Source organism: Pectobacterium peruviense (genome assembly GCF_002847345.1).
Lineage (GTDB): Bacteria > Pseudomonadota > Gammaproteobacteria > Enterobacterales > Enterobacteriaceae > Pectobacterium > Pectobacterium peruviense.
The window spans coordinates 115,191-129,784 of sequence record NZ_LXFV01000010.1; the positions used below are offsets into that span (position 1 = coordinate 115,191).

Genomic DNA, 14,594 nt, shown 5'->3' on the forward strand with positions numbered 1-14,594 from the left:
AGGATGGGCGTATTATAACCGATAAGTGCAGTCAACTATCGAGCTTACTATTATGATCCGTATTACCGATGCTGCTCAGGAGCATTTCCTGAAACTGTTGGCAAAACAGGAAGAAGGCACACAGATTCGCGTATTTGTCATCAATCCAGGTACGCCAAACGCCGAGTGTGGTGTCTCTTACTGCCCGCCGGATGCCGTAGAAGCCAGCGATACCGTACTGAAGTTTGAGAAAATTTCCGCCTACGTGGACGAACTCAGCTCACCTTATCTGGAAGACGCTGAAATCGACTTCGTGACTGACCAATTAGGCTCTCAGCTCACGCTAAAAGCGCCGAATGCCAAAATGCGTAAAGTGGACGACGGCGCCCCGTTGATGGAACGCGTTGAGTATGTTCTGCAATCGCAGATCAACCCACAGCTGGCTGGCCACGGTGGCCGCGTGACGCTGATGGAAATTACTGATGATGGTTTGGCAATTCTGCAATTTGGCGGCGGCTGTAACGGCTGTTCTATGGTCGACGTGACGCTGAAAGAAGGAATCGAGAAAGAGTTGCTGGAAAAATTCCCTGAGCTGAAAGGCGTGAGAGACCTCACCGAACACCAGCGCGGCGAGCACTCTTACTATTAATGGCTTCCGCTACTGTAATTTCTTCTGCTACTGATTTTTCCTGCTGATTTATTCGTCTTAATCCTCCCCGATTCAGGGGAGGATTACTATTCTGCCGTTCCGCCGTCGTTAGCCTTTTAGCGGTACGCCACGACGTAAGTCCATATCCCGAACCAGTCGTTCAAGGCAGCGGTCAGCGAAGATCGATTCCAGCGGACGTGTCAGCTTGCGTCGCCAGTTGGGGTATTCGCGATTGGTACCCGGTACATTGACCGGCGTCGCCATATCCAGCCAGTCTTCCAGTTGAAACCCAACGAGTGCACACGCACTGTCCGCAACATAGCGGTGAACGCCACGGCTCAGCGGTGCACCCATCGTCGTCAGCGCCGAATTGCGGCCAACACGCTGCGGTAATAGTCCAAATTCGTGCAGCGCATTAAGTAGCCCCTGTTTCGCTTTCTCACGTTGCTGCATCTGCTCCTGCAACAATGTCTCCGTAGGATACAACCCTAACTCGCGCCCAAGCGATAAATCCACCGTTTGCCAGTAGCCGCGTAGCGTCGGAAGGTCGTGAGTGGTGATGGTTGCCATCGCCTGACGTGGATAGTCTTCAGGTGCGCGGAAGTGATTCTCTTCGTCCTTTTCAAAGAACAGCACCTTGTAGGAATAGATGCCGTAGTCATTCAGTTTGCTGACAATTTCCGGCGGCACCGTGCCTAAATCCTCACCGATAATCAGGCAACGATGACGCTGGCTTTCCAGCGCCAGCACCGCCAGCAGATCGTCAACCGGATAGTGCACATAAGCTCCGCTGCTCGCCGATTCCGCTTTGGGGATCCACCATAGGCGCAAGAGCGCCATCACATGATCGATGCGCAATGCACCGCAGTGCGCCATGTTGCTGCGCAGTACGTCGATAAAAGGTTGATAGCCGCGAAGCTGCATCATCGTGGGGTTCATCGGCGCAAGCTGCCAATTTTGTCCCTGCGGCCCCAGCGGATCCGGCGGTGCACCGATAGAAGCATCGAGACAGTATAGCTGTCGTTCGTCCCAGGTTTCCGCGCCGCCCTGTGCGACGCCAACGGCCAAATCGCGATACAGACCTAACGGCAGGCCAAGCTGCTTACTGTGCGCATAGCAGTCTGCTAATTGCTCATGCGCCACCCATTGCAGCCAGCTGTAGAACGTAATCTCATCGCTGTTATCACGGCGGAATGATTTCACGGTTTCACTATGTACATCATGATAGCTGGCGGGCCACTGGTGCCAGTCCGCGTAGTTCTCGCCCTGTTTTTTCAGGTAGGCCTGCAATGCATCAAACGTCGCCTGAAGTTGCAGGCTTTGCCCGCCGCTGACGACAAACTGACGAAAGGCGCTAATGCGAGGATCCAGCAGACTACGGGTAGTAAAGTAGCGGAACGCCAGCCGCAAGGCCGTCAGCTTAAGTTGTGTAACCGGTTCATAATCAACCCAGCGACCCGCCCGCAGCGACGTAACCGCGCTTTGCGTATCCTCACGACGCCACCATTCCTGCGCTTCTCCGCTTTGCTGAAAATCATCGATCCGATTCACATCGATATAAATAATATTCAGCCAGTGTCGGGATGAAGGACTGTAAGGGCTCGCCGCTTCTGGCAGCGCGGGATACAGCGAGTGCAGTGGGTTCAGCCCCACAAAGGCACCGCCACGCCGGGCAATCTGTTCCACCAGTTGGCGCAGATCGCCAAAATCCCCCACGCCCCAGTTGTTCTGTGAACGCAAGGTGTAAAGTTGGACAGTAACGCCCCACCAGCGTTTTCCCTGCAGTAAGGCTTCGGGTTCATAGCAACGATGCGGCGCGACAATAATCCGGCAACTCCAACGTTGGTCAGCCTGCGTCAGCGTTAGGTAGTGGTAACCCAGCGGCAGCACACCCGGCAGAGCTAGCGTTGAGCCACCCGTTATCTGTCCTTGGATTTGACCGCCGTTCTCATACATCAGCGTCCAGAGGTATTCACCGTGACCAGCAAGCTCGATGACCGCATCCCGGCCTTGCAAAAAGACACGAACAGGCGGCAAGGGCGCATTGCCGCTATCAGAAACGTCCATCATTGCCTGAATCTGATTTCTGATTGCGGCCGCAACAATGTGCTCTTTGCCATAGGCATCGGTATAGCTTTCCGCGATGCCTGTCTGTTGGCTTGCCAGTTTATCCACCTTGAACACCCTCTCCTTTTCCTAACGATGCGCCTGCCAAATACGCGTCTGGTAATCATGAATCGCCCTGTCCGAACTGAACATCCCCATTCTGGCGGTATTCAGCACACAGCGGCGCGTCCATTCATCCGGCTCACGGTAAAGCGCATCAACACGCTGCTGCACCTCACAATACGGTGCAAAATCGGCCATTAACATATAGGGATCGCCCAGCTTCAGCAGGCTATCCAGCAGTGGGGCAAATGCCTCTTTATCCCCCTGACTAAACGCGCCGCTCGCCAGCTCGCTCAGTATTTCACGCAGCAGCGGCGTCGCAGCAAGGTAGTCAGACGGTTCGTAGCCCTGAGCCTGTAACGCTTTGACCTGTTCCACGGTGTGGCCGAAAATAAACAGGTTGTCTTCACCGACCTGCTGCGCCATTTCTACATTCGCCCCGTCCAACGTACCGACGGTCAACGCCCCGCTCAGCGCCAGCTTCATATTGCCAGTACCGGACGCTTCTTTACCTGCCGTCGAAATCTGCTCAGACACATCGGCAGCAGGAATCATCCGTTCCGCCAGCGATACACGATAGTCCGCTGGGAAGATGACCTTTAGGCGATCGTTAACCCGGCGATCCTGATTAATGACCGCAGCGACCCGATTAATGGCATAAATGATGTTTTTCGCTAATACATAGCCCGGTGCCGCTTTGGCACCGAACAAAAAGACGTGCGGCACTATATCCAGATGCGGATTGTCACGCAATTGACGATATAGCGCGAGAATATGAAGTAGATTCAAATGCTGACGCTTGTATTCATGCAATCGCTTGATTTGCACGTCAAACAGCGCCTGTGGATCGACCACAATGTCGTACTGCTGGCGAAGGTAGGACGCCAGTTGCGTTTTATTATCGGCCTTGATTTGTCGATAACGCTCACGAAAGCCAGCATCGTCCGCGTAGGGTTCCAGCCCTTGGAGCGCAGGTAAATCATTCACCCACGGCGTATGCAGCGTGTCGTCGATCAACGCAGACAGCGCGGGGTTACACTGCTTCAGCCAGCGGCGTGGCGTAATGCCGTTGGTCACATTGTGGAATTTGGTCGGCCACAGCTGGTGGTATTCAGGGAACAGATCTTTTACCACCAGTTCCGAGTGCAGTGCCGCTACACCGTTAACCGCAAAGCAGCTCACGACACACAAGTTCGCCATGCGAATCTGGCGCTGGTGGCGAATGGCAAGCCTCGCCCACACCAGCCGATCGCCGGGCCATTTGCGTTCAACCTGCGCCTTAAACTGCGTATCAATCTGCCGGATAATCGACAGGTGACGAGGAAGCAGGCGGCTAAACAGCCGTTCATCCCAGCGCTCAAGCGCTTCGGGCATCAGCGTATGGTTGGTATAGGCAAAAGTGCGTCCAGTTATCGACCACGCTTCATCCCACGACATCTGGTGTTCATCCAGCAGCAGACGCATCAATTCAGGGATCGCCAGCGTCGGGTGAGTATCATTAAGCTGGATGACTTCATAGTCCGGCAACGCCGATAGCGCCCGTCCCGCGTTAAGGTGACGGCGCAGGATGTCAGCTACCGAACAGGCGCAGTGGAAATATTGCTGCATCAGGCGCAAGCGTTTGCCCGCTGCATGATTGTCATTCGGATACAACACGCTGGTCAGGCTGGCGGCGGAAATACCCGCCTGCGCCGCGCGCAGATAGTGACCTTCATTGAATAAGGTTAAATCAAACGGGTCGCGGTGCGTCGCACGCCACAGGCGCAGCGGCTGCGCGGCACCGTTGTGATAGCCAATCACGGGTAAGTCACAGGCTTCGCCCCTGAAAACGGTATCCGGTAGCCAACGCAGGCTCCCGTCTGTTTGAGGTTGGAGACGCCCGCCAAACCCAACATCCACCGCCAGCTCTGCTCGCGGTAAAAGCCACGGATAGCTGTCACGTTGCCAGTCATCAGCCGTTTCCTGCTGCTGTTCTTGCGCAAAGTGCTGACGAAACAGGCCATATTGATAATTGAGGCCGTAACCCGTTGCTGGCTGCCCCACCGTCGCCATCGAGTCCAGAAAGCAGGATGCCAGCCGACCTAATCCACCGTTGCCTAAACCCGGATCGGTTTCCTGCTCCAGAATATCGCTCAGGTTCAGCCCTTGCTCGGCCAAGGCAGTGGTGACGGCGTCATACCATCCCAGATTCAGCAGATTGTTACCCGTCAGACGGCCGGGCAGAAACTCCATAGACAGGTAGTTCACATGGCGCTGAGGCGTATTGGGAACAGGAGACGTTGGCGTCGGGGTGTGCGTCAGTAACTGCTCGGCCAGCGCAAGGCTAACGGCGCGCCAGCACTGCACCGGCGTCATCGCCTTTAGGGAAGTAACTCCACTGAGCCGCTGTTGACGGAGCAATGCGGCGGCAAACTGTGGTGCATCAAAGGCGATGGCAGAATGAGTGGGGGAAGCAGGCTGCGTCAAAGCATCTGACTTTTTTGCAGCCACTGAACGTTTTGACAATCCTGACTTTTGTGAAGAACCAGACTGGTTTGAAGAATCTGACATCGTGCCTCCTCCTTTGTCCATCATGGAAAAGGCACATCGGACTCAACACAACTCCAACTGTACCTTATGTTGTTCAATGATTTTCAGTACGCTGGGTGGTGGTGACTGATCGGTAAAAAGATAGTCGATCAAATCCATGTTGCCCAAATTCACCATCGCATTCCGGCCAAATTTGGAATGATCCGTTACCAGCATGACGCAGCGAGAATTTTCAATAATCGCCCGTTTTGTGCGCACTTCATGGTAATCAAACTCCAGTAATGACCCATCCATGTCAATACCACTGATGCCTAAAATACCGAAATCCAGACGGAACTGAGAGATAAAATCGAGCGTCGCCTCCCCCATGATACCGCCATCACGGGTGCGCACTTCGCCACCGGCCAAAATCAGGCGAAAATCCTCTTTTGCAGTCAGCAGCGTTGCCACGTTCAGATTGTTGGTGACCACACGCAGATCCTTATGCTGCATCAGCGCATAGGCCACCGCTTCAGGCGTGGTGCCAATATCGATAAACAAGGTAGCGCCGTCTGGAATCTGGCTCGCCACCCGACGGGCAATGCGCGCTTTTTCATCCGACCACATCATTTTACGGTCATGATAGGCCGTGTTCACTGAACTGGACGGTAAGGCCGCGCCACCGTGGTGACGATGGATTTTATTCTGTTCGGCCAGATCGTTCAGATCGCGGCGGATGGTCTGCGGGCTCACCGCAAAATGATCCACCAGCTCTTCAGTACTGACATACCCCTGCCGACGCACCAGTTCAATAATGGCGTCATGCCGTTGTGTCTGCTTCACATTTATCCCCTAAGACGCCCCGATTTACTGGGGGTTTGTTTTATTATACGTGTCCCAAAAGGCCATCAATAGCCCGACAACCAGCCCAGCCACATGCGCCGCATTCGCGATCGACATACCTAAAATATCGAAATATCCAGCGACCAGCCACAGTAAAGCGAAGGCCATCAGACTGCGCGGCATGGATAAATAACCGTCAGGCTCTCTTTCCCCTCGCAGCCAGACATACCCCATCAGGGCATAAACCACGCCAGACAGGCCACCAAAATAGGTGCCGCTAAACCAGGACTGCGCCCAGCCGCTGACCAGCGCGGAAACCAATGTAATGACCAGTAACTTGCCGGTTCCCAACACTTTTTCAACCGGCCCACCCAGATACCACCACCACATCAGATTGAACAAAATGTGCAGCAGAGAAAAGTGCAACAAAGCATGACTGAACCAGCGCCACAGCTGTAGTTGCTGTCCTTCTGCCGGGAACGCGAGCCACGTCATCACGTTCTCATAGCCTGAAATCTGCATCAGGATGAACACCGCAATCGTCACGACCATCACGGATAGCGTCAGCGGTCCGGCCTTTTGCTTCAGCGTCTGCAAGTAAGAATAACGCTGGTATTGAATACCGGTATCCATCGATCCCGTTTGCCAGCTCGCCGCCAGATAGCGCGGGTTTGTTGGGTCGCGCAGGAAAACCTCCAGCGCTTCCTGAACCTTACTCAGTTGAGTTTCATCTTCCAGCCACAGTTCAGCTTCATGCCCTTGAGGCCGCATCTCCAGATGGACCTGCTGCGTACGCATGTAATCAACAAATGCCTGAGCCAGACGCGGGTTGGAGAGAGCGATAACGCGAATCATCATAGCGGAAAGCGCCAGTGGGTAGGTTGAGTTAGGAACATGATAATAAAGATTCTTTCATCGTCATGCGATCAGACTTACGCCTGTGTGTCTTGCGGGTAGCGATTTTGCCAGGCTTCAAAGCCACCATCGATGCTATACACCGAATCAAATCCTAGGCTAATCAGGTACTGTGCGGCATTGCGGCTGCTAATACCGTGGTAGCAAATCACCATGACCGGTGCTTCTAAGTCAGCTCCGCGCATAAAGTCAGACAGCGTTTCATTCGTCAGGTGCGTCGCGCCGGGAACATGGGCAACGGCAAAGCTCTGTGGGTCGCGAATATCAACGACAACGCCCCCTTCCTGCCAGCGGGAATGGGCTTGCTCAATACTAATAGCTTCAAATTGTTCCATCGAAAGTGACAACCTTGTTAATAATGGACAGGGTGTTAGTAACAACTGACGTCATTGTAACCCGCCTTCGGCGGCATAAAACCCATATGATTATAAGGTTATTTATAAAAACAGTGCGTCACTAACGTGAAGCGTGACGGCAATTCAGCCTAATAACCCTTATTTTAATGTGACAACTATCATCATATTGTTAGCTTCATCACGCATAAATGTTTTTATTTGGTTAACCATTAGCTGATTTGTTTGTTTTCGATTATTATAATGCTCGAAAACGAACATTTTGATTTATTCGAGGGTGGAGGAAGAAACGTGGAAACCAAAGATCTCATCGTTATCGGCGGCGGAATTAACGGGGCAGGCATCGCCGCAGATGCGGCTGGGCGAGGGCTATCAGTCCTGTTGTTGGAAGCGCAGGATCTTGCCTGTGCCACGTCCTCTGCCAGCTCTAAGCTGATTCACGGCGGCTTGCGCTACCTTGAGCACTATGAGTTTCGTTTAGTCAGCGAAGCGCTGTCTGAGCGCGAAACGCTGCTGAAAATGGCTCCGCACATTATTTTCCCCATGCGTTTTCGTTTGCCCCATCAGCCGCACCTGCGCCCGGCCTGGATGATTCGTATCGGCCTGTTCATGTATGACAACATCGGCAAACGCGTCAGCTTGCCTGCCAGTAAAGGACTGAAATTCGGTGCAGATTCCGTTCTTAAGCCTGAGCTAAAGCAGGGCTTTGAATATTCTGACTGCTGGGTAGACGATGCGCGTCTGGTGGTGTTAAACGCGCAGGAAGTAGCAAAACGCGGCGGAGAAGTCCGTACCCGCACCAAAGTCACCCGCGCTCGCCGTGAACAAGGCGTGTGGATTGTGGATGCCGTTGACTCACTGACCGGCGAAACCTTCACTTGGCGAGCTAAAGGTCTGGTGAACGCAACTGGCCCGTGGGTGAAAGAATTCTTTGATGACGGCTTGCAGCTGAAATCACCTTACGGCATCCGTTTGATCAAAGGCAGCCACATCGTGGTGCCAAAAGTCCATAACCAGCCGCAGGCGTATATTCTGCAAAACAAAGATCACCGTATTGTGTTCGTGATCCCGTGGCAGGATGACTACTCGATCATCGGTACGACCGACGTGGAGTACAAAGGTAATCCGCACGATGTGAAGATCGATGACAACGAAGTCGGTTACCTGCTGGATGTATATAACGATCATTTCAAACAGCAGCTCACGCGTGACGATATCGTCTGGACATATTCCGGCGTGCGTCCGCTGTGTGATGACGAGTCCGATTCTCCACAGGCGATTACCCGCGATTACACGCTGTCAGTCGATGATGATAACGGTCAGGCTCCGCTGCTTTCCGTGTTTGGCGGCAAGCTGACGACGTACCGTAAGCTGGCAGAGCACGCGCTGGAAAAGCTGAACAAATACTATCCGCAAGCGGGTAAAGCCTGGACGAAAGGTGCGGTACTGCCGGGCGGTGATATCGCTGGCACACGTGATGACTACGCCGCTGCGCTGCGTCGCCGCTTCAATCTGCCGGAATCACTGACGCGCCGTTACAGCCGTACCTACGGTTCAAACAGCGAACTGATTCTGACAAACGTGAAAGGCCTCGGCGATCTGGGTGAAGATTTCGGTCATGACCTGTATGAAGCGGAACTGCGCTATCTGGTTGAGAAAGAATGGGCCGTCACATTGGACGACGTCATCTGGCGCCGCACCAAACTGGGCATGCGCTTTGATGACGCGCAGAAACAGCGCATCGGCGACTGGTTAGCCAGCTACCGCCAACAGCAAATGGCAAAAGCGGGTTAATTAGCCCTTACCGCGCTCCTTTTACTTCAAATATAAAAGCGCCGTAGGTTTTGCCTACGGCGCTTTTTCATATCATCAACGCGCAATCACAACCGTATCGGTTTGATATTCCAAATATCTTCTGCATATTCGCCGATGGTGCGGTCAGACGAGAAATAGCCCATGCTGGCAATATTCTGGACAGCACAGCGCGCCCACTCGTCTTTGTTCTGATACAGCTCATCAACCCGATCCTGCGTATCCACATAGCTGCGATAGTCTGCCAATAGCTGGTAGTAATCGCCAAAATTCACCAGTGAATCAAACAGATCGCTGTAGCGTCGGCTATCATCAGGGCTGAAGACACCCGTGGTGATTTGCGTCAGCACACGGTGTAGCTCTTCATCCTGATCGTAATATTGCCGTGGGTTATAGCCGTTCTGGCGTAGTGCTTCGACCTGATCGGCCGTGTTGCCGAAGATAAACATATTCTCTTCGCCAATATGTTCCAGCATTTCGACATTCGCCCCATCCAACGTGCCGATCGTCAGCGCGCCGTTCAGTGCAAACTTCATGTTACTGGTCCCAGACGCTTCCGTTCCCGCCAGCGAGATCTGTTCAGAAAGATCCGCCGCCGGAATGATCAGCTGTGCCAGGCTCACGCTATAGTTAGGAATGAAGACGACTTTCAGCCGCTCGTGCAGTGTCAGATCGTTGTTGATCACCTTCGCAACGTCGTTGATCAAGTTAATAATGTGCTTCGCCATGTAATAGGCCGATGCCGCCTTGCCCGCAAAGATGACGACGCGCGATACACGCTCAACCTCTGGGTCATCCTTAATGCGGTTATAGAGTGTGATGACGTGTAACACGTTCAGCAGTTGCCGTTTGTATTCGTGAATACGCTTAATCTGCACATCAAACAGTGATTCTGGATTAACCACAATATTCAGATTTTCCGCCATATAGGTCGCTAAACGCACTTTGTTCTTCAGCTTCACTTTGCGGATTTTCTGCACAAATGCCGGATAATCGATGTGCTGTTTCAGTTCGCTCAATTGGCTCAGATCGGTACGCCAGGTCTGCCCAATGGTGTCATCCAGCAGCTTGGAGAGCGACGGGTTGGCCAGCGCCAGCCAGCGCCGCGGCGTCACACCGTTGGTTTTATTGCAGAACCGGTTAGGGAAGAGACGGGCGAAATCAGCAAACAGAGACTGCACCATCAGATCCGAATGCAGCTCCGATACGCCGTTCACCTTATGGCTGGCAACTACGGCCAGCCACGCCATGCGTATTTTACGCCCGTTGTTTTCATCAATGATGGAAACCCGCGCCAACAGTTCGTTGTCATCGGGGACTTCTTTCTGCACGTACTCCAGAAAATGTTCGTTAATTTCGAAAATCAATTGCAGATGGCGCGGCAGGATTTTACCCAGCATATCAACCGGCCAGGTTTCCAGCGCTTCCTGCATCAGCGTGTGGTTGGTGTAGGAGAAGACTTTCCTCACCACGGTCCACGCCTCTATCCATTTGAATTTATGCTCATCGATCAGCAAACGCATCAGCTCTGGGATAGCCAGTACTGGGTGAGTATCATTCAGGTGGATAGCAAATTTTTCCGCCAGATTGGCGTAGGTCTTATGCATCATCCAGTGGCGGTTGAGAATGTCCTGCACCGTGGCGGAAACCAGAAAGTATTCCTGACGCAGGCGCAGCTCGCGGCCAGAGTAGGTGGAATCATCGGGATACAGCACGCGCGACACGTTTTCCGAGTGGTTTTTATCTTCCACCGCCGCAAAATAGTCGCCCTGATTGAATTTACCCAGATTGATTTCGTTACTGGCCTGCGCCCCCCATAGACGCAAGGTATTGGTGGCGTCGGTATCAAAACCGGGAATGATTTGGTCGTAGGCACAGGCGATAACCTCTTCCGTTTCCAGCCAGCGCATTTTGCTGCCTTCCTGCTGGATTCGACCGCCGAAGCGCACTTTGTATCGCGTGCTGTGACGCGGGAATTCCCACGCATTACCGTATTCCAACCAGTAATCCGGTGACTCCGCCTGTTTGCCATTAACAATGTTCTGTTTGAACATGCCGTATTCGTAGCGAATACCGTAGCCGCGCCCCGGCAGCGCCATCGTCGCCAGCGAATCAAGGAAGCAGGCCGCCAGACGCCCCAGACCACCGTTACCTAAGCCAGGGTCATTTTCTTCCTGTAGCAGATCGTCCAGTTCCAGCCCCATACCATCCAGCGCCGCTTTCAGATCATCATACAATCCCATCGCCAGCAGCGCGTTCGACAGCGTCCGCCCCAGCAAAAACTCCATCGACAGGTAATACACCTGCCGCACATCTTGCGAAAGTTGCGCGCGGTTCGAGCGCAGCCAACGTTCTACCATTCGGTCGCGCACGGCCAGCAGCGTAGCGTTCAGCCAGTCATGTTTATTCGCAATCGAGGGATCTTTCCCTACGCTAAACATGAGCTTGTAAGCAATAGAGTGTTTCAGCGCTTCCACACTGAGCGTTGGTGAAGTATAGATAAACGGCGAGTTCATAATATTCATTCCCAAGTGAGTGTTACCCTACCCTGTCGTTTTCAGGTTGCACACGGATGACGGGCAGCGAGAAAGCTAGTGGGTATACAAGCGTTGATATAGCGCACTATAAGCCTGAGCAGAAACCTGCCAACCAAAGTCCATCGCCATCGCCTGACGCTGCACATAGCGCCATAGCGTAGGTCGGGACCACAACACGAACACACGACGAATCGCGCGGGATAGCGATCCCACACTGCAATCATTAAAGACAAACCCGCTTGCCAGACCATCTGCCAGATTCTCCAGCGAACAGTCTGATACCGTATCTGCCAGCCCGCCGGTTCGGCGCACCAGCGGCAACGTGCCATATTTCAAGCCGTAGAGCTGCGTTAGCCCGCAGGGCTCAAATCGGCTGGGCACCATGATGACATCCGCCCCGCCAATGATGCGGTGCGAGAAGGCTTCGTGATAGCCAATCTGTACGCCAACCTGACCGTGATATTCCGCAGCGGCGGCTAAGAAACCTTCCTGCAAATCGGCATCCCCTGCACCCAGCACCACCAGTTGCCCACCCTGCTCCAGCAAATCCGGTATCGCACTTAACGCGATATCGAGCCCTTTCTGGCTGGTCAGGCGACTGACGATGGCAAAAATCGGTGCCTTTTCGTCTACCTTCAAGCCCATCGCCGTTTGCAGACGTCGTTTGTTTTCCGCTTTGTTTGCCAGCGCATCGCGGCTGTAGTGGCTGGTGAGTAAAGGATCGTGCTCCGGATTCCAAATCGTCTCGTCTACACCATTGAGGATACCGGACAGCCTCCCTTCCTCTTCACGCGCCTGTAGCAAGCCTTCCATGCCGTAACCATAGGCTGGCAACGTGATCTCATGCGCGTAGGTCGGGCTCACGGTCGTAATATGATCCGCGTAGAACAATCCCGCTTTGAGGTAGGAAATCTGGCCGTAAAACTCCAGTCCGTAGACCTGAAAGAAGTCGCTCGGCAAGTGGAGATTCTCCATATGTCGGGCATCAAACAACCCCTGATAGGCAAGGTTGTGAACAGTGAAGATCGACTTCGCCGGACGGTTACGCGCCGCTAGATAGGCACAGGTCAGCCCCGCATGCCAATCATGGGCATGCACAATATCGGGCCGCCAATAGTGATCCAGACCGCACGCCATTTCGCATCCCATCCACCCCAGTAGCGCGAATCGCAGGTAGTTATCGGCATAAGCGTACAGCGCCGGGTCATGATAAGGGCTACCCGCGCGTTCATAGAGATCGGGCACATCAATCAAATAAATACCGACGCCGTTAAAATGGCCAAACAGCAAGGTCACGTGTCCGGCGAACGTATCCAGCTCACGCACGACCTGTAGGTTAGCGATGCCTTTTTTCAGATCGGGGAAGGCAGGCAAGATGACGCGGACATCCATCCCCGCCGCAATCTGCGCGCCGGGTAACGCACCAGCCACATCCGCCAGTCCACCGGTTTTCAGTAGTGGAAATAGCTCTGAACAAACATGTAAGACCCGCATTATTACTCCCGTTTTGTTCCGATGGTGTTTATAGCTTTTCCAACATCGATCGCGTGACCAGTACGATCCCCTCTTCCGAACGGTAAAAACGGCGGCTATCCTCTTCCGCGTTTTCACCAATCACCATGCCTTCTGGCAAGTGGCAGGCGCGATCGATCACGCAACGGCGTAAACGACAGGAGCGCCCCACGTTGACATCTGGCAGGATCACCGTCGAATCTATGCTGCAAAACGAATTGACCCGCACACGCGGGAATAGCACCGAATGCGTGACAACCGAACCGGAGACGATGCAGCCCCCCGATACCAGCGAATTCATCGTCATGCCATGGCTGCCGGAACGATCCTGAACAAATTTGGCTGGCGGCAGCGATTCAATCGCGGAACGAATCGGCCAGTGTCGATCGTACACATCCAGCTCCGGCGTGACTGACGCCAGATCGAGATTGGCGCGCCAGTAAGCCTCTAGCGTGCCGACATCCCGCCAATACTGGTGTTCATCCTCACCCGACGTCACGCACGACAGGGTAAAAGGATGGGCCCAGGCCAAACGCTGCGAAACGATCTTCGGGATCAGATCCTGGCCGAAATCGTGGTTAGAGTCCGGTGCGTTGCGATCCCCCTCCAGCAATTGATAAAGATAGTCCGCATTAAAAACATAGATCCCCATGCTCGCGAGCGCCATATCCGGGTTATCCGGCATCGGTGTCGGGTTATCCGGTTTTTCGGAAAAATCGAGGATACGATGCTGTTTGTCCACGCTCATTACGCCAAAGGCACTAGCTTCTTCCAGCGGCACGGGCAAGCAGGCGACCGTACATTCCGCCCCCTTTTCCACGTGATCAATCAGCATACGTGAGTAGTCCATCTTGTAGATGTGATCGCCCGCGAGGATCACCACATACTCCGCACGGTAGCGCCGGATAATGTCGAGATTCTGGCAAACTGCATCCGCCGTTCCCCGATACCAGTGATCGGTAGAATGACGCTGCTGCGCGGGGAGTAAATCCACAAATTCATTCATCTCTGCATTCAAAAACGACCAGCCGCGCTGAATGTGCTGCACCAGCGTATGCGACTGATATTGCGTAATCACGCCAATGCGGCGTATGCCGGAGTTCAGGCAGTTAGAGAGCGCGAAATCAATAATGCGAAACTTGCCGCCAAAGTGGACGGCGGGCTTGGCACGCAGTGCCGTCAGCCCTTTTAGTCGCGTTCCACGGCCTCCGGCCAAAATTAATGCCACGGATTTTAAAGGGAGCTGTCTTGCCAACATCAGAGGGTCATGCTTGTCGTTGTTCACCATGGCTATCTCCTGATTATTCTTTTAATGGC

General features: G+C 53.6%; 10 protein-coding genes. 2 read left to right on the forward strand and 8 right to left on the reverse strand.

Annotation, left to right across the window (positions count from 1 at the left end; all coding sequences use genetic code 11):
* The first annotated feature begins 52 nt into the window (after window positions 1-52).
* On the forward strand, window positions 53-628 hold the full coding sequence (gene nfuA, locus A0G03_RS09085; protein ID WP_048262834.1) for a Fe-S biogenesis protein NfuA: 576 nt from the start codon (window positions 53-55) through the stop codon (window positions 626-628).
* Between the two features lie 108 nt (window positions 629-736).
* On the opposite strand, the gene malQ is transcribed toward nfuA, so the two are convergent.
* The 5 genes from malQ to glpE all read right to left on the reverse strand — a co-directional run bounded on the left by malQ (window position 737) and on the right by glpE (window position 7,398).
* Window positions 737-2,812 (reverse strand): 4-alpha-glucanotransferase, encoded by a 2,076-nt coding sequence (malQ, locus tag A0G03_RS09090; RefSeq protein ID WP_048262836.1) that lies wholly within the window; start codon window positions 2,810-2,812, stop codon window positions 737-739.
* A 12-nt stretch (window positions 2,813-2,824) separates the two neighbouring features.
* A complete protein-coding gene (malP, locus tag A0G03_RS09095; RefSeq protein ID WP_080965271.1) occupies window positions 2,825-5,347 on the reverse strand; it encodes a maltodextrin phosphorylase in 2,523 nt (840 codons plus the stop codon).
* Between the two features lie 42 nt (window positions 5,348-5,389).
* Window positions 5,390-6,148, reverse strand: a complete 759-nt coding sequence (locus A0G03_RS09100) for a DeoR/GlpR family transcriptional regulator (RefSeq protein WP_005969330.1) — start codon at window positions 6,146-6,148, stop codon at window positions 5,390-5,392.
* A gap of 24 nt (window positions 6,149-6,172) precedes the next feature.
* Window positions 6,173-7,006, reverse strand: coding sequence for a rhomboid family intramembrane serine protease GlpG (gene glpG / locus A0G03_RS09105; RefSeq protein ID WP_048262838.1), 834 nt, complete (start codon window positions 7,004-7,006; stop codon window positions 6,173-6,175).
* Between the two features lie 74 nt (window positions 7,007-7,080).
* The gene (gene glpE, locus A0G03_RS09110; protein WP_048262841.1) at window positions 7,081-7,398 is read right to left on the reverse strand and encodes a thiosulfate sulfurtransferase GlpE; all 318 of its coding nucleotides are present in this window, start codon (window positions 7,396-7,398) and stop codon (window positions 7,081-7,083) included.
* Window positions 7,399-7,707: 309 nt separating this feature from the next.
* Here glpE and glpD point away from each other — a divergent pair, with 309 nt between their 5' ends.
* Window positions 7,708-9,210, forward strand: a complete 1,503-nt coding sequence (gene glpD, locus A0G03_RS09115; RefSeq protein ID WP_048262844.1) for a glycerol-3-phosphate dehydrogenase — start codon at window positions 7,708-7,710, stop codon at window positions 9,208-9,210.
* A gap of 86 nt (window positions 9,211-9,296) precedes the next feature.
* On the opposite strand, the gene glgP is transcribed toward glpD, so the two are convergent.
* The 3 genes from glgP to glgC all read right to left on the reverse strand — a co-directional run bounded on the left by glgP (window position 9,297) and on the right by glgC (window position 14,565).
* Window positions 9,297-11,744, reverse strand: coding sequence for a glycogen phosphorylase (gene glgP, locus A0G03_RS09120; protein ID WP_048262999.1), 2,448 nt, complete (start codon window positions 11,742-11,744; stop codon window positions 9,297-9,299).
* Window positions 11,745-11,819: 75 nt separating this feature from the next.
* Complete coding sequence (glgA, locus tag A0G03_RS09125) at window positions 11,820-13,259, reverse strand: glycogen synthase GlgA (RefSeq protein ID WP_048262845.1); 1,440 nt, start codon at window positions 13,257-13,259, stop codon at window positions 11,820-11,822.
* Between the two features lie 28 nt (window positions 13,260-13,287).
* Window positions 13,288-14,565 carry a glucose-1-phosphate adenylyltransferase gene (gene glgC, locus A0G03_RS09130; RefSeq protein ID WP_048262847.1) on the reverse strand — a complete coding sequence of 426 codons (1,278 nt, stop codon included), beginning with the start codon at window positions 14,563-14,565 and terminating at the stop codon, window positions 13,288-13,290.
* Between the last annotated feature and the right edge of the window lie 29 nt (window positions 14,566-14,594).